Source organism: Bradyrhizobium sp. CCBAU 51745, assembly GCF_028128715.1.
Classification (GTDB): domain Bacteria; phylum Pseudomonadota; class Alphaproteobacteria; order Rhizobiales; family Xanthobacteraceae; genus Bradyrhizobium; species Bradyrhizobium manausense.
In genome coordinates this window covers 81,405-100,922 of record NZ_LBJP01000091.1, presented here as the reverse complement: position 1 = coordinate 100,922, position 19,518 = coordinate 81,405, and the positions used below count along the sequence as shown (strand labels likewise).

General features: G+C 64.9%; 21 protein-coding genes. 8 read left to right on the top strand and 13 right to left on the bottom strand.

Annotated features, from left to right (window positions below):
* Nucleotides 1–21 precede the first annotated feature (21 nt).
* The 3 genes from cimA to cysS are packed head-to-tail and all read right to left on the bottom strand — an operon-like array spanning nt 22 to nt 3,505.
* Nucleotides 22–1,620 carry a citramalate synthase gene (gene cimA, locus XH98_RS33345; RefSeq protein WP_271603232.1) on the bottom strand — a complete coding sequence of 533 codons (1,599 nt, stop codon included), beginning with the start codon at nt 1,618–1,620 and terminating at the stop codon, nt 22–24.
* Nucleotides 1,617–2,108, bottom strand: a complete 492-nt coding sequence (locus tag XH98_RS33340; RefSeq protein ID WP_271603233.1) for a GNAT family N-acetyltransferase — start codon at nt 2,106–2,108, stop codon at nt 1,617–1,619. Before XH98_RS33340 ends, cimA begins: the two co-directional genes overlap by 4 nt.
* Nucleotides 2,108–3,505: a cysteine--tRNA ligase gene (cysS, locus tag XH98_RS33335; RefSeq protein WP_271621107.1), complete on the bottom strand. Its 1,398-nt coding sequence runs from the start codon at nt 3,503–3,505 to the stop codon at nt 2,108–2,110. The genes XH98_RS33340 and cysS overlap by 1 nt, the downstream gene beginning before the upstream one ends.
* A gap of 295 nt (nt 3,506–3,800) precedes the next feature.
* Here cysS and XH98_RS33330 point away from each other — a divergent pair, with 295 nt between their 5' ends.
* Both XH98_RS33330 and XH98_RS33325 read left to right on the top strand, forming a co-directional pair.
* A complete protein-coding gene (locus XH98_RS33330) occupies nt 3,801–4,136 on the top strand; it encodes a hypothetical protein (RefSeq protein ID WP_271621106.1) in 336 nt (111 codons plus the stop codon).
* Nucleotides 4,137–4,267: 131 nt separating this feature from the next.
* Complete coding sequence (locus tag XH98_RS33325) at nt 4,268–5,449, top strand: DUF2865 domain-containing protein (protein ID WP_271603236.1); 1,182 nt, start codon at nt 4,268–4,270, stop codon at nt 5,447–5,449.
* A 104-nt stretch (nt 5,450–5,553) separates the two neighbouring features.
* Here the strand turns inward: XH98_RS33325 and XH98_RS33320 are convergent, their stop codons facing one another.
* Genes XH98_RS33320 through XH98_RS33310 form a run of 3 tightly spaced genes read right to left on the bottom strand, consistent with a single transcriptional unit; the run spans nt 5,554 to nt 9,073 of the window.
* Entirely contained in the window at nt 5,554–7,311 is a 1,758-nt protein-coding gene (locus XH98_RS33320) for an NAD+ synthase (protein WP_271621105.1), read from the bottom strand.
* 15 nt (nt 7,312–7,326) lie between these two features.
* Nucleotides 7,327–7,680, bottom strand: a complete 354-nt coding sequence (locus XH98_RS33315) for a diacylglycerol kinase (protein ID WP_271603238.1) — start codon at nt 7,678–7,680, stop codon at nt 7,327–7,329.
* 4 nt (nt 7,681–7,684) lie between these two features.
* Entirely contained in the window at nt 7,685–9,073 is a 1,389-nt protein-coding gene (locus XH98_RS33310; RefSeq protein ID WP_271621104.1) for a class II 3-deoxy-7-phosphoheptulonate synthase, read from the bottom strand.
* A gap of 181 nt (nt 9,074–9,254) precedes the next feature.
* Here XH98_RS33310 and XH98_RS33305 point away from each other — a divergent pair, with 181 nt between their 5' ends.
* On the top strand, nt 9,255–10,151 hold the full coding sequence (locus XH98_RS33305) for an alpha/beta hydrolase family protein (RefSeq protein WP_271621103.1): 897 nt from the start codon (nt 9,255–9,257) through the stop codon (nt 10,149–10,151).
* A gap of 137 nt (nt 10,152–10,288) precedes the next feature.
* Entirely contained in the window at nt 10,289–11,077 is a 789-nt protein-coding gene (locus XH98_RS33300; protein ID WP_271621102.1) for a COG4705 family protein, read from the top strand.
* On the opposite strand, the gene XH98_RS33295 is transcribed toward XH98_RS33300, so the two are convergent.
* Nucleotides 11,074–11,337, bottom strand: a complete 264-nt coding sequence (locus tag XH98_RS33295) for a hypothetical protein (RefSeq protein ID WP_271603242.1) — start codon at nt 11,335–11,337, stop codon at nt 11,074–11,076. The two genes, XH98_RS33300 and XH98_RS33295, sit on opposite strands and share 4 nt — an antisense overlap.
* 235 nt (nt 11,338–11,572) lie before the next feature.
* Nucleotides 11,573–12,145: a hypothetical protein gene (locus XH98_RS33290; protein ID WP_271603243.1), complete on the bottom strand. Its 573-nt coding sequence runs from the start codon at nt 12,143–12,145 to the stop codon at nt 11,573–11,575.
* A gap of 158 nt (nt 12,146–12,303) precedes the next feature.
* On the opposite strand from XH98_RS33290, the gene XH98_RS33285 reads away from it, so the two are divergent.
* On the top strand, nt 12,304–13,242 hold the full coding sequence (locus XH98_RS33285; protein ID WP_271621101.1) for a LysR family transcriptional regulator: 939 nt from the start codon (nt 12,304–12,306) through the stop codon (nt 13,240–13,242).
* Between the two features lie 7 nt (nt 13,243–13,249).
* Here XH98_RS33285 and XH98_RS33280 read toward each other — a convergent pair whose 3' ends face one another.
* The 5 genes from XH98_RS33280 to XH98_RS33260 form a co-directional block, all read right to left on the bottom strand.
* Nucleotides 13,250–13,822 (bottom strand): TIGR00645 family protein, encoded by a 573-nt coding sequence (locus tag XH98_RS33280; protein ID WP_271603245.1) that lies wholly within the window; start codon nt 13,820–13,822, stop codon nt 13,250–13,252.
* Nucleotides 13,823–13,865: 43 nt separating this feature from the next.
* Nucleotides 13,866–14,501 (bottom strand): TerC family protein, encoded by a 636-nt coding sequence (locus tag XH98_RS33275; protein WP_271603246.1) that lies wholly within the window; start codon nt 14,499–14,501, stop codon nt 13,866–13,868.
* Nucleotides 14,498–14,860 (bottom strand): hypothetical protein, encoded by a 363-nt coding sequence (locus XH98_RS33270; RefSeq protein WP_271603247.1) that lies wholly within the window; start codon nt 14,858–14,860, stop codon nt 14,498–14,500. The genes XH98_RS33275 and XH98_RS33270 overlap by 4 nt, the downstream gene beginning before the upstream one ends.
* Nucleotides 14,861–14,863: 3 nt before the next feature.
* A complete protein-coding gene (locus XH98_RS33265; protein ID WP_271603248.1) occupies nt 14,864–15,319 on the bottom strand; it encodes a TerB family tellurite resistance protein in 456 nt (151 codons plus the stop codon).
* Between the two features lie 395 nt (nt 15,320–15,714).
* On the bottom strand, nt 15,715–16,095 hold the full coding sequence (locus XH98_RS33260; RefSeq protein WP_271603249.1) for a nuclear transport factor 2 family protein: 381 nt from the start codon (nt 16,093–16,095) through the stop codon (nt 15,715–15,717).
* A 174-nt stretch (nt 16,096–16,269) separates the two neighbouring features.
* On the opposite strand from XH98_RS33260, the gene XH98_RS33255 reads away from it, so the two are divergent.
* From XH98_RS33255 to XH98_RS33245, 3 genes are all read left to right on the top strand, one after another.
* Nucleotides 16,270–18,021: an MOSC and FAD-binding oxidoreductase domain-containing protein gene (locus XH98_RS33255; RefSeq protein ID WP_271621100.1), complete on the top strand. Its 1,752-nt coding sequence runs from the start codon at nt 16,270–16,272 to the stop codon at nt 18,019–18,021.
* 17 nt (nt 18,022–18,038) lie between these two features.
* Nucleotides 18,039–18,629 carry a redoxin domain-containing protein gene (locus XH98_RS33250; protein ID WP_271603251.1) on the top strand — a complete coding sequence of 197 codons (591 nt, stop codon included), beginning with the start codon at nt 18,039–18,041 and terminating at the stop codon, nt 18,627–18,629.
* 106 nt (nt 18,630–18,735) lie between these two features.
* Nucleotides 18,736–19,365: an FMN-binding negative transcriptional regulator gene (locus XH98_RS33245; protein WP_271621099.1), complete on the top strand. Its 630-nt coding sequence runs from the start codon at nt 18,736–18,738 to the stop codon at nt 19,363–19,365.
* The last annotated feature ends 153 nt before the right edge of the window (nt 19,366–19,518 follow it).

Below are 19,518 nucleotides of genomic sequence, written 5' to 3'. Positions count from 1 at the left end.
GTATGACAGCCGTCGTGGGGTTTACGCCGGCGCGCCCGACTTCACGAGCTTGTAGATCACCGAATCCATCAGCGCCTGGAACGAGGCGTCGATGATGTTCGGGGACACGCCGACCGTGGTCCAGCGGTCGCCGTTCTCGTCCTCGCTCTCGATCAAGACGCGCGTCACCGCGCCGGTGCCGCCATTGAGGATACGGACGCGGTAATCGATCAGCGTCAGGCCCTCGATGTATTTCTGGTATTTGCCGAGATCCTTGCGCAGCGCGACGTCGAGCGCGTTGACGGGACCGTTGCCTTCGGCGGCGGAGATCAGGCGTTCGCCGGCGACGTCGACCTTGACCACGGCGAGCGCCACGGTGACGCGCTCGCCGAGCGCGTTGTAGCGCTGCTCGACATTGACGTCGAACTGTTCGACCTCGAAATAATGCGGCACCTTGCCGAGCGTCCGGCGCGCCAGCAGGTCGAACGAGGCATTGGCGGATTCATAGGCGTAGCCCTGCGCCTCGCGCTCCTTCAACTCCTCGACCAGTCGCGTCAGCTTCGGATCGCTCTTCTCGTAAGGAATGCCGGCACGATCGAGCTCGGCGATGACGTTGGAGCGGCCGGCCTGGTCCGACACCAGCACCTTGCGGTGATTGCCGACCAGTTCAGGCAGCACATGCTCGTAGGTCTGCGGATCCTTCATCACGGCGGAGGCGTGGATGCCTGTCTTGGTGACGAAGGCGCTCTCGCCGACATAGGCCGCATGGCGGTTCGGCACGCGGTTGAGCATGTCGTCGAGCGTGCGCGAGACCTTGACGAGCGTCGCCAGCTTTTGCGGCGTCACCGAGATCTCGAAGGCGTCCGAAAATTCCTTCTTCAATTTCAGCGTCGGGATCAGTGAGCAGAGATTGGCATTGCCGCAGCGCTCGCCGAGGCCGTTCAGCGTGCCCTGGATCTGCCGCGCGCCGGCGCGCACCGCGGCCAGCGAATTCGCCACCGCTTGCTCGGTGTCGTTATGGGCGTGGATGCCGACATGGTCGCCGGGAATGTGTCTTGTCACTTCAGCGACGATGGTCTCGACCTCGTGCGGCATGGTGCCGCCATTGGTGTCGCACAGGACCACCCAGCGCGCGCCGGCATCGAAGGCCGCCTTGGCGCAGGCGAGCGCAAAGCTGGCATCTTCCTTGTAACCGTCGAAGAAATGCTCGCAGTCGAGCATGACCTCGCGGCCCGCGGCCTTCGCCGCCGCGACGCTGTCGCGAATCGAGGCGAGGTTCTCCTCCTTCGTCGTCTCCAGCGCGACGCGCACCTGATAGGCCGAGGACTTTGCCACGAAACAGATCGCGTCGGCCTTCGCCTCCAGCAGCCCGGCGACACCGGGATCGTTGGAGACCGAGCGCCCTGCCCGCCGTGTCATGCCGAACGCGGTAAAGCGCGCATGGTTGAGTTTCGGCCTGGAGCCGAAGAACTCGGTGTCGAGCGGATTGGCGCCGGGATAGCCGCCCTCGACATAGTCGATGCCGAGATCGTCGAGCATGTCAGCGATGACCTGCTTGTCGGCCAGGGTGAAATCGACGCCGTTGGTCTGCGCGCCGTCGCGCAGCGTGGTGTCGAACAGATAGAGGCGCTCCTTACTCATTGCGTCGCTCCGAGCGTCTTTTTCATGGTGGTGTTGGCGAGCCACTCATCGTTGACGGTGACGCTGTTGCGCTGCTGGGCCGTGTAGCCGCGCTTGGCGAAGAAGTTCTGGGCGGTGTCGCTGGCATCGACCGTGAGGTTAGTGGCGCCGCGGCCGCCGGCAAGCTTCTCCAGCGCGTCGACCAGCAGGGTTGCGATACCCTGCCCCGCCGCGGCCGGATGAACATAGAGCATGCGGATATGGTCGGCGCCGCGCAGCGAGGCAAAGCCGACGGGGGAGCCGTCGAGCGTCGCCACCAGCGTCAGGTCGGACGCGAGGTGCTTGCCGAACTCCTCGTCCTCCGCCATCTCCATCCAGGCCTGCTGCTGCGCCTCGCTGTAGTCGTCACCGGTCAATTCCTCGATGCTGGCAGCGAAGATCGCGGCCAGCATCGGAACATCGGCCGGCAGGAACGGCCGCAAGCCGGGCTTGGGATGCGCTTGTGCCATCACGCCAGCTCCCAGGTCGTCACCGGCTTGCCGTCGGCATCCTTGCCGTCCTTGAGCACCACGCCCTTGGCGGCGAGCTCGTCGCGGATCCGATCGGATTCCCTAAAATCCTTTCGCGCGCGCGCAGCCGTGCGCTCCGCAATCAGGCGGTCGATCTCGCCGGCATCGACGCCGCTCGCCTCGCGCTTGCGGCCTTCCCATTGCGCCAGGCTCTCGGACAGGAAGCCGAGCAGACGCAGCGAGGCCGAAAGGCCGGCCGCATCGGACGCATTGCGCAGACCATGCAGCGCCGCGATTGCCTGCGGCGTGTTGAGATCGTCGAGCAGCGCGTCGACCACAGACGCCGCGGGCTTGGAGGGCGCCACGTCGGCCGCAAAGCGATACCAATCGTTGAGCGTCTTGGCGCTCTCCTCCAGCGACTTCATGGTCCAGTCGATCGGCGAGGTGTAATGCGTCTTCAGCATGTTGAGGCGCAGCGCTTCACCCGGCCAGTCCTTGAGCAGCTCGTGGATGGTGACGAAGTTGCCGAGGCTCTTCGACATCTTCTCACTCTCGACCTGCAGGAAGCCGTTGTGCATCCAGGTGTTCGCCATGCGCTGCTGGTGGAAGGCGCAGCAGGTCTGGGCGATCTCGTTCTCGTGATGCGGAAACACGAGATCGATGCCGCCGCCATGGATGTCGAACTGCTCGCCGAGATGCTTCCAGGCCATGGCCGAGCACTCGATGTGCCAGCCCGGACGCCCCTCGACCTTGATGCCTGATGGCGACGGCCAGGACGGCTCGCCGGGCTTGGACGGCTTCCACAGCACGAAGTCGGTCGAATCCTTCTTGTAGGGGGCGACGTCGACGCGGGCACCGGCGATCATCTCGTCCAGCGAACGCTTCGACAGCGCGCCATAGCGCGGCAGTCCGTCATTGACCGCATTCATCGCCTGCGGCGAGAACAGCACGTGATCCTCGGCGACATAGGCGAAACCGCCCTTGACCAGCCGTTCGATGATCTCGCGCATCGCGCCGATATGCTCGGTCGCGCGCGGCTCGACGCTTGGCCGCAAGCACCCAAGCGCGTCCACGTCGGCGTGAAACTGCTTGCCGGTCTGCTCGGTAACCTTGCGGATCGCCTCGTTCAGCGGCAGGCCGGGAAAATCCCGCGCGGCGCGGTCGTTGATCTTGTCGTCGACGTCGGTGATGTTGCGGACATATTTGACGTGGGCCTCGCCATAGAGATGGCGGAGCAGCCGAAACAGCACGTCGAACACGATCACCGGCCGCGCATTGCCGATATGGGCGTAGTCATAGACGGTCGGTCCGCAGACATACATGCGGACGTTGTTCGGATCGAGCGGCACAAAGGGCCGCTTTTCTCTGGTCAGCGTATCGTGAAGACGCAATTCCATATGGACACCCATCGGCTGTTGGCCGGGCGTCCAGTGCTCTCAATGTGTTTTGAGAAAAGACGGCTCCAGCCAGCGAATCGCTAGCTCGTAATCTCGCGGCAAATAATGCAGATGGCGAGGAGACCGTTCATGCGGCGACATATGGGCCCTGAGGCCGGCTTTCGTCAAGAGAGCCACGGAAATGCCGCTTTATTTCCGCAAAGCCCGTCGCCCCCGCCGGGATGGTTCATCATCCTTAACCATTTGAGCCCATTCTGGAACCGGCGGTTCCTGTTTTTTGCCCCAAGGTGTTTTCATGCGATCCTTGCTCGCGCTCATTTGCTGCGCCTCGATGCTTGGCGCCTCAATCCTTGGCGCCTCGATCCTTGGCGCCTCCAGCGCCTGCGCCGAGACCCGCATCTTCATCATTTCTAACCAGCCCGACGGCTATGGCGTCGACCAGTGTCTGGCCAAGGGCGAAAAATGCGGCGCGCAGGTCGCCCGCAGCTACTGCCAGTCACGAGACTTTGCACAGGCATCTAGCTACCGCCGAGTCGATCCCGACGAAATTACCGGGTCTGTCCCCAAATCCGGCGCAAATTGCTCCCATGGCCATTGCGACGAATATGTCGCAATCACGTGCCAGCGCTGAATTTCGCTCGGAGCTGGCGGACCTTAGGACCTGTCTTCGGCCCCTGAAACGACGTGACGATGCCGCCGGAAGCGGCTATTGGAGGGCGCGCGTCGGCCCCCCAGATCACTGAGGGCCGTGACCTCGCTAGAATGGCGGATATGCCTGAATTTTTGTCTCTGTCCCGTCCCCGCTTCCTCATTGCCAGCACAGTGCTTCTCAGCCTCGTGCTCGCGACTGATGCCTTCGCACAGGCTGGCCCGCCGGGCGCGCCGCCGCCTCCACCTGCCCAGGGCGGCCTCGGCCCGAACCCGATGTGCGTGCGCCTTGAAGGTCAGCTCGCCGCGCTCGACCGCGGGACGGGCGGCGATCCCGCACGCGAGGACCAGATCCGTCGCTACCAGGATTCCCAGGCCAAGCAGCAGGCCGAGCTCGACCGCGTCACCATGCAGGCCAAGCGCATGGGCTGCGACTCCTCCGGCTTCTTCTCGCTGTTCAACGGCCAATCCGCACAATGCGGTCCGGTCAACACCCAGATCCAGCAGATGCGCGCCAATCTGGACCAGATCACCGGCAATCTCGAGCGCCTGCGCGGTGGCGGTCCCGGCGGCAGCCCCGAACGCGACAGCCAGCGCCGCTCGGTGCTGATGGCGCTGGCGCAGAACAATTGCGGCCCGCAATACGCCAATGCCGTGCAGTCGCAGGGCGGCAACTTCCTGAGCAATCTGTTCGGTGGCGGCAACAACCCCAACAATCCGCCGGGCGCGCCGCCAGCCGATTTCGGCGGCCCGCAGTCCGGCACCTATCGCACCGTCTGCGTGCGCACCTGCGACGGCGCCTATTTCCCGATCTCGTATGCGACCGTGCCCGCGCGCTTCCCCGACGACGAGAAGACCTGCAAGGCGCTTTGTCCAGCGGCCGAAGCCACCCTCTACGCCCACCGCAATCCCGGTGAGGACATGAGCTCCGCGGTCTCCATCAGCGGCCAGCCCTACACGGCGCTGCCGACCGCCTTCAAATTCCGCAGCGAGTTCAACCCGTCCTGCTCCTGCAAGGCGGCCGGCCAGAGCTGGGCCGACGCGCTGAAATCGGCCGACGACAAGGCCGCCGTGGAGCAGCAGGGCGACATCATCGTCACCGAGGAGAGCGCCAAGAAGATGCAGCAACGGCAGCTCACCAAGGGCGCGCCGGCGAATGCAAAGAAGGGCGCAGCGCCGGCCACCGCCGCCGCACCGGCCGCGACCCCGCCTGCGGATGCGAGCCCCACGACCACGTCGGAGAACAAGCCGATCCGCTCGGTTGGCCCGCAGTTCTTGCCGCAGCAGCAAAAGTAATCAGCCACACCACGGCGACCGTAGGGTGGGCACAAGCGCGTAGCGCTGTGCCCACCGCTCGAAATGGTGGGCACGCTTCGCTTTGCCCACCCTACTCTGTCAACTCATCCCTCGAACGCGTCGATCGACGCCTGACCGCCGCGCGAGATCAGCGTCTCGTCGGGTGCGGGCAGCTTTTCGCCCCGATCGCGGAAGCGGTTGGTGATGGGATAGCGGCGGTCGCGGCCGAAGTTTTTCCGCGTCACCTTCACGCCCGGCGCGGCCTGGCGGCGCTTGTATTCGGCGACGTTGAGGAGATGGTCGATCCGGGTCACCGTCTCGCGGTCGAAGCCGGCTGCGATGATCGCCTCGAGCGGCTCCTCGTGTTCGACCAGACGTTCGAGAATCGCATCGAGCACGTCGTAAGGCGGCAGTGAATCCTGATCGGTCTGGTTGTCGCGCAATTCGGCCGTCGGCGGCCGCGTGATGATGTCGGGCGGGATCACCTCGCCCGCGGGCCCCAGCGCGTCGTCGGGCCTCCAGCTGTTTCGCAGCGCCGCCAACCGGAACACCTGCGTCTTGTAAATGTCCTTGATCGGATTGAAGCCGCCGTTCATGTCGCCATAGAGCGTGGCATAGCCGACCGACATCTCGGACTTGTTGCCTGTCGTCACCACCATCAGCCCGGTCTTGTTGGAGATCGCCATCAGCAGCGTGCCGCGGGTGCGGGCCTGGAGATTCTCTTCGGTGATGTCAGGCGGCAGGTTCTTGAACAGGCCGGACAGGATGGTCTCGAAGCCGTTTACGGCTTCCGCAATCGGCAGCACTTCGTAACGGATACCGAGATGGCCGGCGAGCTCGCCGGCATCGGCAATCGAGTGTGCTGCCGTGTAGCGATAAGGCAGCATCACGCCGTGCACCTGATCGGCACCGAGCGCATCGACCGCGATCGCCGCACACAGTGCGGAATCGATGCCGCCGGAGATGCCGAGCAGCACGCCGGGAAAGCCGTTCTTGGTCACATAGTCGCGCAGGCCCAGCACGCAGGCAGCGTAATCGGCGCGGTCGCCTTCCGGCTGCTCGGCGATCGGACCGGTGCAGCGCCAATCGCCGCCGTTCCTGGTAAAGCGCAACGTCGTGATGCTCTCTGCGAACGCCGGCAATTGCGCGGCGAACGAGAGATCGCCATTGAGCGCGAACGAGGCTCCGTCGAACACGAGCTCGTCCTGGCCGCAGACCTGATTGAGATAGACCAGCGGCAGGCCGCTCTCGGTGACCCGCGCGACCGCCACCGACAGGCGCACATCGTTCTTGTCGCGGGCATAGGGCGAGCCGTTCGGCACCAGAATGATCTCGGCGCCGGTCTCGGCGAGCGTCTCGACCACGTTCTCGTAATCCTCGGACTCTTCCAGCCAGATGTCCTCGCAGATCGGCACGCCGATCCGCACGCCGCGCACGGTGACAGGGCCCGAGGCAGGTCCGCGCGAAAACAACCGCTTCTCGTCGAACACGCCGTAATTCGGCAGATTGCACTTGAAGCGAAGGCCCGCGATGCGCCCACCATCGAGCAGCGCGCAGGCATTGTAGAGCTTGCCGTCCTCGACCCAGGGCGTGCCGACCAGCAATGCCGGGCCGCCGTCAACGGTTTCGCGCGCGAGCGCCTCGATGGCCGCGCGGCAGGCGGCCTGGAAGGCCGGCTTCTGCACCAGATCCTCCGGCGGATAGCCGGCGATGAACAATTCCGGAAACAGCACGAGGTCGGCGCCATCGGCGATGGCGCGCGCTCGTGCGATGCGAACCTTCGCGGCATTGCCCTCGATGTCGCCCACGGTCGGATTGAGCTGGGCGAGCGTGACCGCGAATGCGCTGAGACGTTCGGTCATGGTCGTCTCGTCCAGCTAGAGGAAACCCAATCGCTCGATGATGGCGATGATCCAGAATGCGCCGGCCATCAACAGCGCGACGCCCACTGCGGCCGAGCCCATGTCCTTGACCCGGCCGATCTGCTTGTCGTGGTCCATGGTCAGGCGATCGGCGAGCTTCTCGATCGCGGTGTTGAGCAGCTCCACGACCAGCACGAACGCAACCGCACACACCAGCTCGACGGCGCGCATCGCGGTGGCGGCGACGAACCACGCCACCGGCAGCGACAGGATCAGCGCAAAGATCTCCTCGCGGATGGCCTGTTCCGAACGGAACGCAAAGGCCATTCCGTTGCGGGAATTGATCGTGGCCTTCCAGAATCGCAGCAAGGTCCTAGAGCCCCGCTGCGGCCGGCATCGGCCGAACCTTGCCGGCGCGTTCCTGCTTCAGCAGTTCGGCGACCAGGAAGGCCATGTCGATGGATTGCTCCGCATTGAGACGGGGATCGCAGACCGTGTGATAGCGGTCGTTGAGATCCTCGTCGGTGATGGCGCGGGCGCCGCCGATGCACTCGGTGACGTCCTGGCCGGTCATCTCCAGATGCACGCCGCCGGCATAGGTGCCTTCCGCGGCGTGGATCGTGAAGAACGACTTCACCTCGGACAGCACACGGTCGAACGGCCGCGTCTTGTAGCCCGTCGTGGAGGTGATGGTGTTGCCGTGCATCGGATCGCACGACCAGACCACCACCTTGCCCTCGCGCTTCACCGCACGGATCAGGCCCGGCAGATGATCGGCGACCTTGTCGGAGCCGAAGCGGTTGATCAGGGTCAGCCGGCCGGGCTCGTTGTCGGGGTTGAGCACGTCGATCAGCTTCAACAGCTCGTCGGGCTTGAGCGAAGGGCCGCACTTCAGGCCGATCGGGTTCCTGATGCCACGGAAATATTCGACATGACCATGATCGAGCTGACGGGTGCGGTCGCCGATCCAGATCATGTGACCCGAGGTCGCATACCAGTCGCCGGTGGTGGAATCGACCCGGGTCATGGCCTGCTCGTAGCCGAGCAGCAGCGCCTCATGGCTGGTGTAGAAATCGGTGGCGCGCAGCTCAGGATGGCTCTCGAGATCGAGGCCGCAGGCGCGCATGAAGTTGAGCGCGTCCGAGATGCGGTCGGCCAGCTCCTTGTAGCGGCGGGACTGCGGTGAATCCTTGAGGAAGCCAAGCATCCACTCGTGCACGCTGCCGAGATTGGCGTAGCCGCCGGTCGCGAATGCGCGCAAAAGGTTCAGCGTCGCGGCCGACTGGCGATAGGCCATCAGCTGGCGCTGCGGATCGGGAATGCGCGCTTCCTTGGTGAAGGCGATGTCGTTAACGATGTCGCCGCGATAGCTCGGCAGCTCGACGCCATTGACCTTCTCGGTCGGCGACGACCGTGGCTTGGCGAACTGGCCGGCGACGCGGCCGACCTTCACCACCGGCACCGCGCCGGCATAGGTCAGCACCACCGCCATCTGCAGCAGCACGCGGAAGAAATCGCGGATGTTGTTGGCGCCGTGCTCGGCGAAGCTCTCGGCGCAATCGCCGCCCTGGAGCAGGAAGGCATCGCCGGCGGCAACGCGCCCCAGCGCCTTCTTCAGGTTGCGCGCCTCGCCGGCGAACACCAGCGGCGGAAAGGTCGCAAGCTGCGCCTCGACGTCGGCCAGGGCCTTGGCGTCGGGATAGTCGGGCACCTGTAGCACCGGCTTGCTGCGCCAGGACTCGGGCGTCCACCGCTCGGACATCGCAATCTCTCCGTGAAGCAAAAAGTGCAACCTGATCTGTGGGTTGCGAGGGCCGCCTTATACACAGGCTGGCACGACACCGCCAGTTGTAAATCCATTTTGCAACGCAAACCCTTGCGAGCAAAGCCGAATTCGCATTTGCTAGGGGGCGGCAGAAGAAACCGGCAAGACAGCTTCCCCCATGGACGCGCCACTGGACGACGTTTTCATCGACGAGATCAGCTTCCCGGCGACCGACGGATATGCGCTAGCAGGCACGCTGTTTCTGCCTCGCGGCGCCAAGCGCAATGCCGTCCTGATCAATTCGGCGACCGCCGTCCCGCGCAAGATCTACAAGGGCTTTGCCTCCTACCTTGCCCATCGCGGCTGCGCGGTGCTCACTTACGACTATCGCGGCATTGGCGACTCCCGCCTGCCGGCGATGGTCGGCCACATCAAGCCGAAATCGCTGGTTGGTTTCAAGGCCTCGATGTCGGACTGGGCCGCGCAGGACGTCACCGCCGCGGTGCGCTGGATGCGCGAGCGCTATCGCGGCCTTCCGCTCGCTTACGTCGGCCACTCCTTCGGAGGCCAGGCGCTCGGGCTGATCGAGAACAACAGCGAGATTTCGCGCGCGGCGTTCGTGGCCTCGCAGGCTGCGACCTGGCGGCTGATGACGTCGCCTGAAAAATACCGCGTCTTCGCCTTCATGAATTTTGTCGGCGTGCCCCTCACCCATGCGCTCGGCTACGCGCCGGGCTGGGCCGGCATCGGCGAGGATTTGCCCAAGGGGGTGTTCCTGCAATGGGCCGATTGGGTTTCGAGCCCGCGCTATCTGTTCGATTCGAAACTGCCGGCGCTGGAGAACTTTGCCAGGTTCAAAGGCGAGTTGCGCGCGCTCTGCTTCTCCGACGATCCCTGGGCGACGCGCCCCGCGGTCGAGCTGCTCACGTCAGGCTTCACTGCGATCAAGCCGGAAGTGCTGACGGTGAAGCCGTCCGACGTCGGTGCCAGGGCGATCGGCCATTTCGGCTTCTTCCGCCCCGAACACCGCGACACGCTGTGGCGTGGCCTCGCGGAATGGATCCAGGGAGAGTGAGCGTCACGCCTTGTTGAAGGCAGCCGCCTCCTTCTCGTCATTGATGCAATGAAACTGATCTCCGCCGTTGCCGTTTGGCAACTGCTACGACGTCGGCAACGCGATTCATCGCGTATGCGGGACGCCGCGAGGAGATCATGCAAGATTCCGCCAAGAGCGCTGTTGCAAGCGAAAGCAAGGTCCCCGAGGTCACGCTCGGCTTCTGGATCATCAAGATCGCCGCCACGACGCTGGGCGAGACCGGCGGCGACACTGTGACGATGACGCTGAACTGGGGTTATCTCGCCGGCACGTGCCTGTTCCTGGGGGCGCTGGTCGTCCTGGTCGCGGCACAGATCCGCGCGCAGAAATTTCATCCGGCGCTGTATTGGGCAACCATCGCGGCCTCGACCACCTTCGGAACCACGATGGCCGACTTCGCCGACCGTTCGCTCGGGATCGGCTACACCGGCGGCGCGACGCTGCTGCTCGCCTGTCTCGTGCTGGTGCTGGTTCTCTGGTATCGCACCGAAGGCACGATCTCGGTCAACAGCGTCAGCACGCCGCGGGCGGAAGCCTTCTATTGGGGAGCGATCACCTTCTCGCAGACGCTGGGCACCGCACTCGGCGACTGGATCGCCGACACCGGCGACATGGGCTATCGCGGCGGCGCGCTGATCTTTGCGGCCGGGCTCGCCATTGTCGCAGCACTCTATTTCTGGACGCGTGTCTCTCGCGTGACCCTGTTCTGGGCCGCCTTCATCCTGACGCGACCGCTGGGCGCAACCGTCGGCGATTTCCTCGACAAGCCGCTCTACCAAGGTGGGCTGGCGCTCAGCCGGCCGCTGGCCTCGATCGTGATTGCGACATTCATGGTGATCTGCCTGCTGCTGATCCCGCAGCGCGCGGGGCAGCATCCGGGCGATCACGCAACCGAGCGCGCCTAGCGGATGATCGTCGTCAGCGACGAGTAGCGCTTGTTCGGCCTGGCCTCGGCCGCCGAGAACTGCGCAAAGGCGTCGCTGACACGGGTCGCCGGCGGCGTGTCGCTGGCGAAGCGGAATTCCTGTGGCCGCGGCGCGTAAAAGCTGGCGCTGTAGTAGGAATCATCGAAGCGCGCCTCTCCGATCCCGAACAATGCGTCGCATGCGTACAGGAGCGCGTAGACTCCCACGACTGCGACGACGACCTCCTTGAGAACTGCCATGTTGATGCCCTGCCCTTTTGCGGCAGAATGCAGGCCGGTTCCAAAACTCTGGTTTAAGGCGCCGCGCTTCTTGTCCGCACGGTTTGCCTCTCCTGAGCGGATTGCAGACAATTTTATCGATCTCGAAAAGAGAGCGCCTCGCGATTTGCTTCCGAGGCGACAGGAGCGGCGCCGGGCTGGCCGGCGGCGCAACTTGTCCGCCATAGGCAACAAGGCCGCGGCTTGCAACTCTGGGTCAGAAAACCGGCTCGTCCTTCAGCGCCGCGATCACCTGCTGGCCCGGCGCGGTGAGACGATACGTCACCAGCGGACGGCTCGACGGCGGCTTGCGGTCGATCTCGACGATGTAGCCGCGCACCATCAGCGCTTCGAAGCTGCCGTAATAGCCGTACATGCTGATCTGGTTCTGCCTCAGCAGCTTGAACTCGCGCAGCAGGCGGATCTCGTTGCCCGAAAGCAGCGAGCGTCGCACCCGCTGCACGAAGCTCGCGCGCTGCTCGAACCAGGTCGCATCGGGCAGCTCGCGCGCAGCAGGCACGGCGTCGCGGTCGCAAGGACGCGCCTCGACATCCGCCTTCACTGCCGGGACCGACGGCAAGCTGCTGCCGACCGCTTCCCTGGCATCGTCGAGCAAGGCGATCGGCCAGCGCCGCTTGTTGTCGATCATGACAGGCGGCGGCACCACGTTGTCGCGCACCAGCTGCTCGAAGCGGCCGGCGGTGACGCCGACATAAGCAGCCGCGCGGCGGCGATCGACCAGGCGGGCCTCCCGCCCGTGCCCCAGCTCGCAAGCGATCGTCTCGTTCACCCCAAATCCCCCACCGCATCGTTGCGGGCGCGTCGCCGCGCGGGCCCGAAGGGCCCGTCGGCGGATGACACTAGGGTGAAATCAGCGTTCTCAAAAGGCAGAGAGATTCGTACAGGTTGCTGCCGTTTCGGCAACAGCTATAGTGGACCAGGGGTCCCATGCGCTTTCATTCACCTTCCATCCAGTATTTCCACGCCGTCCGTCGCACCGGCTCGATCCGGGCTGCGGCGCGCCTTTTGAACGTGGCTTCGTCAGCCGTCAGCCGCCAGATTCTCAAGCTTGAACAAGAGGTTGGATCTCCGTTGTTCGAGCGGACCGCGCGCGGCCTGACGCTCACGACCGTGGGCGAGATGCTGGCCCGCCACGTCATGAACGTGCTGCAGGACCTCGATCGCTTCCGTTCCGACGTCGCATCGCTGTCCGGGGCCTGGCACGGCACCATCAGCATCGCCTGCATCGAGTCCCTCACGGAGTCGGTGCTGCCGGATCTGATTGCCTCGCATCGCAGCAGGGCCCGGCGCGTCAGCTTCACCACCGAGGTGATGGGGTCATCCGACGTGCTCGAGGCCCTGCGGCGGGGTGAAGCCGATATCGGCATCGCCATCGCGCTCAGGCACCCGCCCGACCTGCGCCAGGTCGCGTTGAAGCGGTTTCGCCTCGGTGCCCTCATCGCCCGCGAACATCCGCTGGCGCGCCGCAAGACCGTGACGCTGGAGCAATGTCTCGCCTTCCCCGTCATTCAGGCGCTGCCGGAGCTGTCGATCTATCATCTGCTGCAGCCCTTGATCGCACAGCTGTCCGAGACGCCGGAGCCGGCGATCCTGGCCAACTCGATCGACCTGATGCGCGAGCTCGCCGCGCGCGGCGTCGGTATCGCCTTCCAGACCCAGCTCGGCATCGGCAGGCTGTCGCGCGACGCGCAGCTTGTGTTCCTGCCGCTCGACAATGCCGGCAGCCCGGTCTGGTCGGATCTCGGCATCTATGTCCGCGCCGAGCGCACCCTGCCCGCCTTTACGGACTCATTTCTCCAGGAGCTGGTGCGCGAGCTGGGCGAGCGCGAGCGGCGCGAGAGCGCGGCGTACCCGCACGTCACGTGATGCGCGCTCAGGCGTGACCGTTCTCCCTGCGATGCCCGACATCGCTGAGGCGGTCGACCCAGGCGATGCCGATCGCCGAGATGATGAAGGTCAGATGGATCAGCACCTGCCACATCACGCCGGTCTCGGTGAAATTGCTGCGCGTGGTTCCGAGATTGCCGGCCTCGATGAAGGTCCTGAGCAGCGAGATCGAGGAGATGCCGACGATCGCCATCGCGAGCTTGATCTTGAGCACGCTGGCATTGACGTGACTCAGCCATTCCGGCTCGTCGGGATGGCCGCGCAGATTCAGGCGCGAGACGAAGGTTTCGTAGCCGCCGACGATCACCATCACGAGCAGGTTCGAGATCATGACGACGTCGATCAGCCCGAGCACGACCAGCATGATCTGCTGCTCGCTGGCGTCGAACGAGTGCGCGACCAGGTGCCAGAGCTCTTTCAGGAACAGCAGCACATAGACCGCCTGCGCGACGATCAGGCCGACATAGAGCGGCAATTGCAGCCAGCGCGAGCCAAAAATCAGCCGCGGAAACAGGCCGACCGGCGGGTTCGCCAAAGCTGCTTTGGGTTCGGACGACATCGATGACTCCAGGAAGGCGAAGCAGGAAAAACCAAGGTGTGATTTAGAGACTTGCGATGACAGGCACGAGCTCGAGCGAGCCGCGATAGATCATCTCGAAGGCGACGTAGACGATGATGGCGAGGCCGACATAGGCGATCCAGCGCTGCGTCTGCAGCAGGCGGCCGAGCAGATCGGCGGCAACGCCCATCAGCGCGACCGACAGCAACAGGCCGAACGCCAGGATGTAGGGATGCTCGCGCGCGGCGCCCGCGACCGCGAGCACGTTGTCGAGCGACATCGAAACGTCGGCGGCAACGATCTGCATCGCCGCCTGCCCGAACGTCTTGCGCCGCACCTCCGTGTTGCCACTATTGCCATGACTGAACGCGAGCTGGCTGGAATGCGCCGCCTGCTCGCGCAGCTCGCGCCACATCTTCCAGCACACCCATAGCAGCAGCACGCCGCCGGCCAGCAGCAGGCCGATCACCTGCAAAAGCTGCGTTGCAACGCCGGCGAAGACGATACGCAACGCGGTCGCGGCGGCGATGCCGACGATGATGGCGCGGCGACGCTGTTCGGACGGCAGACCGGCGGCGGCAAGGCCGATGACGACGGCGTTGTCGCCGGCGAGCACGAGGTCGATCAGAACGACCTGGAGCAGCGCCGTCAGCGCGTCGGCCGTGATGAAGTCAATCATGTCTCGTCATTCTTCGGATCTGACGGGTCCAGCCAGTGCGGCTTGCGGCGCTCGATCCAGTCGAAGGCCTTTGAGCGCGACGCGCGTAGCGCCGGCACGTCCTCGGCGAGCAGCGCGAGGCCGAGCGGCAGCATCCAGATGCCAAGCACCGGCAGGAACGACAGCACGCCACCGACGACGAGCAGCGCGCCGGAGGGAATCCGGATCCAGCGGCTGGACGGTTGCAGGAGATAGTCGACGGTGCCGGCAAGGCGCGGCGGTAACCGATGGACGAGCGCGTCGAGCCGCGGGTCGCCGCCGGCAGGTCTGCCGCTGGCGCCCCCGGATTTCGTCCTCTGTTCGTTCGAAGCTGTGCTCATCGATCACCCCTTCGCGGCGGTACTGGCCGCTCCGACCGGCTTGGCGCGCGGCAGCACCAGCGTCAGCAGGCGCAACAACTTGATCGCCTGCACCTCGTGCGGATGCACGTCTTCGTCCGCCGCCGCGACGCGCTCCGACAGCTCGATGAGATGGGACGACAGCGGCAGATCCGAGACCGGACGCAGTGTGTCGATGACGACATTGGCGAAGTCAGGCTCCTCGAGCCGTGCGGCGAGCTCGTCGAACATGGACGACAGGCGGTCATCACTGATGTGCGGCGCCAGACCGCGCTCCCTGATGAAGCGGATCACCTCGTCGCGCTCGACCGGTGACACGCGGCGATCGGCGACTGCAACCAGCGCGCCTGATATCACCAGCGCTACTGCAGCCTGCTCGTTGAAGCGCGACGGCTCGGTGATCTCGGCTTCGATGGAATTGGTGTCGTTGGCGTCAGACATCGTCGCTCCCAGTGCTTGCGAAATGGCCGCGCGGAGCTTGCGATGGGGACGATGAGGTCGGAGAGAGGTCAAGAAGGCCCGACAATCGGCTGATCCATCGCATTCGCGCGGGGACAGGTCATCCGACATCGCGAGGTTTTGCTGAGAGGGTCAGCGTCCTCGCCAGAGGGGCCCGGATTCTTGTTCGCTCGAGAGATAAAGATGAGGAGGAGGGAATCAAGCCGGCCGACGTGCGGCGAGCCGCCGCAGCGAGGTTCCATGTTGCCATATTCCTCGCCGTCATCGCCCGCGTAAGCGGGCGATCCGGTACTCTGTGACAACAGTGATCCGCCGATAAGCCGCGGCGTACTGGATTCCCCGCCTGCGCGGGGAATGACAGCGGAGTGTTCGCGCGTCTACCCCACCCGCTCCACGAGATCCGCGCGCGATGGTGACGGATCGAACCGGTCGCCGAAATATTGCGTTTCGTGCGCCACCAATCCGTCACGCAGTTCCATGATGCTGACGACGTAGGACGGCACCCCGTCATAGGTCAGGACGAACTCGCTCACCCAGAGATCGCCGCCGCCGATGATCCGCCGCACCGTAAAGCGCTTCTTGTTCGGCTGCACGAAGCGGCTCTGCTGAATGTTCCGGCGTCCGCGGATGCGTTCGCCGGACTGCGGATAGTCGAGCACGGCATCGTCGCGATAGATGTCATGCTCGGCCTCGAAATCGTTCGCGTCCGAAGCGTCCCAATGACGCTGCAGCGCCGCGCGTGTGGCCAGGTCATCCATCGCGATCTCCCGCCTTGTCGTTTCCCGCTTCTAGATCAGCGTGCAGGCGGGCGGCGGCAAGACCCCCTAGCAAAGTCTAACAACGCCTAACGCGCCAAAGCCACGATCCGGGTGCAGATTGAGACTGCCTCGATCCGGAATCCGCCGGGTCGACGGGCGGCGCCGGAGACAGAAATGGCACGCTTGCTGTCCGTCAATGTCGGCCTGCCGCGCGACGTCGCCTGGCAAGGCAGGACGGTCCATACCGGCATCTGGAAGGCTCCCATCGAGGGCCGGCGCAGGGTGCGGCAGCTCAACATCGATGGCGATGGCCAGGGAGATACCGCGGGTCACGGCGGCGAACAGCGCGCGGTGTACGTCTATCAGGACGCATCCTATCGCTACTGGCAAGGACATATGGGGCGCTCGAACCTCGTCCCTGGTCAATTCGGCGAGAACTTCACGGTCGAAGGCCTCGCCGATACCGACGTCTGCATCGGAGATCGCTACAGGATCGGCTCTGCCTTGTTTGAAGTGACCCAGCCGCGCGTCACGTGCTACCGGCTCGGCATTCGCATGCAGGAGCCCGACATGGCCGCACTGCTGGTCAAGCACGGCCGGCCCGGTTTCTATTTTCGCGTGATCGAGGAAGGTGACGTCGGGGCCGGCGACGAGATCATTCAGGTCGCGCGCGGACCTGAAAGCATGAGCGTGGCCGAGATCAATGCGCTGCTTTACCTGCCCCCTCACCCGCGCGACCGGCTCGAACGCGCGCTCAGGATTCCGGCGCTGAGCCGTGGCTGGCGTCATTCCTTCGAGGCCCTGCTTGGCCAGAATGCGCCAGCCGGCAATGCCGGGCTCGGCCCGGCGGCGGGCCCGCCTCCGGCATGGCGCGGATTCCGGCCGTTCCGCGTCGAGCGCAAGATCGTCGAAACCAACGACGTGACGTCGTTGGTCCTCGAACCTGCGGATGGACACGCCGGGGCCGCCGCCCTGCCCGGTCAGTTCGTCATCATCAGGTTCGGGCCTCCCAACACGGCGGCAATGACCCGCAGCTATTCGCTATCGAGCCGGGCTGATGCGGCGTCCTACCGCCTCAGCATCAAACGGGAGCCGCACGGCATCGCCAGCACATACGTCGCCGACCAGCTCCGGCCCGGCGACGTCGTGCAACTCGGTGCGCCCCGCGGCAGCTTTACGCTACGACAAGACACGCAACCCGTCGTCCTGCTGAGTGCCGGCATTGGCGTGACGCCGGTGCTCGCGATGCTTCACGCGCTCGCAGCAGAAGCATCGCAACGAGATGTCTGGTGGCTGCATGGTGCCCGCAACCGCCGCGAGCATGCCTTCGCGGTCGAGGTGCGCGAACTCCTGACCAGACTTCCCCACCATCATAGCCATGTCTGCTACAGCAGGCCCGATCCCGGCGACCGGCCGGAAATCGATTTCGACAGCGTAGGACATCTGGATGCTGCCCTGCTCCGGCAACTCGATTTGCCAGGCGACGCCGACTTCTATCTGTGCGGACCGGGCCCCTTCATGAGCGACCTCACCTCGGGGCTCCGCGCGTCGGGCGTGGCGCCCGATCGTATCCACACCGAGTTGTTTGGCGCCAGGCCGTCGCTGACGCCGGGCATCGCGACGTCGACGAAGAAGATGTCCCCGCATAGGCCGGCGGGAGCGGCGGGTCCCGGGCCCATGGTGTCCTTTGCCCGTAGCGGCCTCAATGTCCGCTGGGCGCCGTCCTATGCCAGCCTGCTCGAGCTGGCCGAGGCCTGCGACATCCCCGTGCGCTGGTCATGCCGGACGGGAGTGTGCCACAACTGCGAGAGCGGCCTCATTGCCGGTGACGTCAGCTATCAGCCCGATCCGCTCGACGCGCCGGCGGACGGAAATGTGCTGATCTGCTGCGCCCGGCCCCACAGCGAGATCGTGATCGATCTCTAAAGACACAGGAGAGCCTCATGCGACCCGACATGATGCCAGGAGCGACCTTCCCCGACTACGAGCTCAGCGACCACACCGGCAAGCACCGCAGGCTCTCGGAACTGCAGGGCATCGATCCCATGATCGTCGTGCTAGGCCGCGGCGGCTTCTGTCCGAAGGACCGTCGCCAGACCGAAGGTCTGCTGCAGCTCCATCGCGAGATGGAGGTCGGCTATTGCCGGCTCGTCACCATCACCACCGATACCATCATCCAGACCAACGAATACCGAACCGGCGCCGGAGCCCACTGGCCTTTCCTGTCCGATCCCAGACGGATCGTGCAGAAGGATCTCGACATCGCCGAATACACCGATCCCGTCCACAATCCCATGATTCCCCATGTCATCGTGCTGGCGCCCGGCTTGCGTATTCACAAGATTTATAACGGCTACTGGTTCTTCGGTCGCCCGACCGTCGAAGAGCTTCGCGGGGATCTCAGAGCCGTCAGCATGAGCTGCCGTCCGGATTGGGACATCACCGCGCCCGGGTTCAGGGCGCAGTGGGACCAGGGCCGCAAGGAGCACTTTTATCCCTACGGCAAGACTTACGCCGAAACGCTCGGCGAATAGGGTGAAAACGCAGGCGATTGCCGATCCGGCCTGATGAAATCATTGAGAACCGGCGGTTTATGACAGGCCGGATTCCGGCTATCCGTATCAGGAACGGAGACCCGCCATGTACATCCCCCCGGCTTTCAGGGACGACGACATCGAGAGCATCCGCGCAACCATTCGCGCCGCCGGCCTCGCAAGCCTCGTCACGGCGACCACCGATGGTCCGGTCGCGACCCCGTTGCCGCTTTTCCTCGACGAGGCCGAAGGTGAGCGCGGCGTGCTGTACGGGCATGTCGCCAAGGCCAATCCGCAATGGAAGCTGCCGCCGATCGGCGATGCGCTCGCGATCTTCTCAGGTCCCGACGCCTATGTGACGCCGTCCTGGTACGCGACCAAGCAGGAGACCGAGAAGGTCGTGCCGACCTGGAACTACGTCGCCGTGCATGCCTACGGCCCGGTGGAATTCTTCCACGAGCCGGAGCGCCTGCTCGAGGTCGTGACACGGCTGACCAGCAAGCACGAAGGCGCGCGCGCAAAGCCGTGGGCGGTTCGTGACGCGCCTGCGGATTTCATCGCCGCGCAGCTGCGCGGGATCGTCGGCGTGCGCATCCCCGTCATCAGGTTCGAAGGCAAGCGCAAGATGAGCCAGAACCGGCCGGAGGCCGATCGCATCGGCGTCGCGCAAGGTCTTGCGGCGAGCGACAACGCCGGGGATCGCGAGGTCGCAAGCCTGATCCCGCTTCCGACCTAAACGGCGCCTTACATCACCGAGCCCGAGCATCCATCGATCGCGCGCAGCCGAAGCTGCGAAAATGGTTCCGCTCGGCCTTGCAATTTCCAGCGGCTCCAATGCGGAACCGGCTCCCCATCCGACGGATTATCGCCCGCAGGTAGTACCATCGCC

Coding starts and splice junctions, on each gene's coding strand:
- cimA (WP_271603232.1), bottom strand. CDS start 1,620: ATGAGTAAGGAGCGCCTCTATCTGTTCGACACCACGCTGCGCGACGGC.
- XH98_RS33340 (WP_271603233.1), bottom strand. CDS start 2,108: ATGGCACAAGCGCATCCCAAGCCCGGCTTGCGGCCGTTCCTGCCGGCC.
- cysS (WP_271621107.1), bottom strand. CDS start 3,505: ATGGAATTGCGTCTTCACGATACGCTGACCAGAGAAAAGCGGCCCTTT.
- XH98_RS33330 (WP_271621106.1), top strand. CDS start 3,801: ATGCGATCCTTGCTCGCGCTCATTTGCTGCGCCTCGATGCTTGGCGCC.
- XH98_RS33325 (WP_271603236.1), top strand. CDS start 4,268: ATGGCGGATATGCCTGAATTTTTGTCTCTGTCCCGTCCCCGCTTCCTC.
- XH98_RS33320 (WP_271621105.1), bottom strand. CDS start 7,311: ATGACCGAACGTCTCAGCGCATTCGCGGTCACGCTCGCCCAGCTCAAT.
- XH98_RS33310 (WP_271621104.1), bottom strand. CDS start 9,073: ATGTCCGAGCGGTGGACGCCCGAGTCCTGGCGCAGCAAGCCGGTGCTA.
- XH98_RS33305 (WP_271621103.1), top strand. CDS start 9,255: ATGGACGCGCCACTGGACGACGTTTTCATCGACGAGATCAGCTTCCCG.
- XH98_RS33300 (WP_271621102.1), top strand. CDS start 10,289: ATGCAAGATTCCGCCAAGAGCGCTGTTGCAAGCGAAAGCAAGGTCCCC.
- XH98_RS33295 (WP_271603242.1), bottom strand. CDS start 11,337: ATGGCAGTTCTCAAGGAGGTCGTCGTCGCAGTCGTGGGAGTCTACGCG.
- XH98_RS33285 (WP_271621101.1), top strand. CDS start 12,304: ATGCGCTTTCATTCACCTTCCATCCAGTATTTCCACGCCGTCCGTCGC.
- XH98_RS33280 (WP_271603245.1), bottom strand. CDS start 13,822: ATGTCGTCCGAACCCAAAGCAGCTTTGGCGAACCCGCCGGTCGGCCTG.
- XH98_RS33275 (WP_271603246.1), bottom strand. CDS start 14,501: ATGATTGACTTCATCACGGCCGACGCGCTGACGGCGCTGCTCCAGGTC.
- XH98_RS33270 (WP_271603247.1), bottom strand. CDS start 14,860: ATGAGCACAGCTTCGAACGAACAGAGGACGAAATCCGGGGGCGCCAGC.
- XH98_RS33265 (WP_271603248.1), bottom strand. CDS start 15,319: ATGTCTGACGCCAACGACACCAATTCCATCGAAGCCGAGATCACCGAG.
- XH98_RS33260 (WP_271603249.1), bottom strand. CDS start 16,095: ATGGATGACCTGGCCACACGCGCGGCGCTGCAGCGTCATTGGGACGCT.
- XH98_RS33255 (WP_271621100.1), top strand. CDS start 16,270: ATGGCACGCTTGCTGTCCGTCAATGTCGGCCTGCCGCGCGACGTCGCC.
- XH98_RS33250 (WP_271603251.1), top strand. CDS start 18,039: ATGCGACCCGACATGATGCCAGGAGCGACCTTCCCCGACTACGAGCTC.
- XH98_RS33245 (WP_271621099.1), top strand. CDS start 18,736: ATGTACATCCCCCCGGCTTTCAGGGACGACGACATCGAGAGCATCCGC.